This window comes from Calidithermus terrae, from assembly GCF_003574345.1.
In the GTDB taxonomy this organism is placed as follows: Bacteria; Deinococcota; Deinococci; order Deinococcales; family Thermaceae; genus Calidithermus; species Calidithermus chliarophilus.
In genome coordinates this window covers 1-1,023 of record NZ_QXDL01000441.1, presented here as the reverse complement: position 1 = coordinate 1,023, position 1,023 = coordinate 1, and the positions used below count along the sequence as shown (strand labels likewise).

2 protein-coding genes are annotated in these 1,023 nt (G+C 70.0%); both read right to left on the bottom strand.

The window, feature by feature from the left end:
* The coding region (locus Mterra_RS21465) for an imm11 family protein (RefSeq protein WP_147373061.1) at positions 1-695 on the bottom strand (695 nt) is incomplete at its 3' end.
* A 122-nt stretch (positions 696-817) separates the two neighbouring features.
* A partial coding sequence (locus Mterra_RS22745) for a hypothetical protein (RefSeq protein WP_170159787.1) occupies positions 818-1,023 on the bottom strand: 206 nt, incomplete at its 5' end.

Sequence of the window (1,023 nt, the reverse complement as noted above, 5' to 3'; positions counted from 1 at the left end):
GGCTCGAGCGGGGCAGCAGGGGCGGTAGGGGCAGGGCTCACGCGCAGACCGAAGCGCTCAGCGTGGTGAAGGCGCTTGACGTGCTCCCACTGCTCGCGCTCGTAGCGCTGGTCCCAGTAGCCCGCGTCCTCGCTGTCCCACACCAGCGCGAAGAGGAAGCCCTGCAGCCCGGCCCGCTCGGCCCGCTCCTTGAAGGCCTCGCCCACGAAGTGGTCCTGCCGCCCGTGGTAGGGCATCGTGAACACCAGCACCCCCTCCAGCCGCTCGGGCCGGAAGGCGTAGACGTAGACCCTGGAGAGGAAACGTCCCTTGGGGCCAGAGATCCACTTCACCTCGCTGCGGTCGAAGTCCATGGCGTCCACGTCGCGCAGCACGTTGAAGAAGTAGAACTCGCCCGCCGTGCTCCGCAGGGGCAGCAGCTCGCCGTGCGCGCGGAGCTCCCCGCCCAGGGCTTCCACCGCCCGCCAGCTCATCACCAGCAGGTTCTCCGCGCCCAGGAAGGAGAAGTCCCCCAGCGGCTTGCCCGGGTTGTGGGGGCTGGGGACCACCTCGATGGGCTCCCAACGCCCCGCCAGCTCTATGGGCTCATTTCTGCCGACCTCCCGGCTGAGCCGGCTGGCCTGCTCGGGGTCGCGGGCCATCAGCCCCCTGGCCTGGCCGTACAGGTTGGCGTCCATGATCTTGTAGATTTTCATGCAGTTTCGCCGTCTCCTCTCTCCCACACCTCGGGGAGGTAACGCCCGTCGGCGTAGCCCAGGCCCTCCGACCCCACCCGCGCGGGCTCGAGCCGCCCGTGCGGTAGCGTCACCCCCCGGCCTCACCGCCACACGAAGAGGTACAGGTAGAAGCGCCAGCCGAAGAACAGGAGGTACAGCCCGGCCGCGAAGCCGTCCCCCTCGACCAGCCAGAACATCAGCGCCGGGAAGGCCACGCCGAAGAAGAGCGTGAGCCAGAAGGCCGCGCGGTAGGCCCGGGCGACCCGCCGCGCCAGCGCCGCGCTGGTGTCCCGGTAGCGGTGGTAGA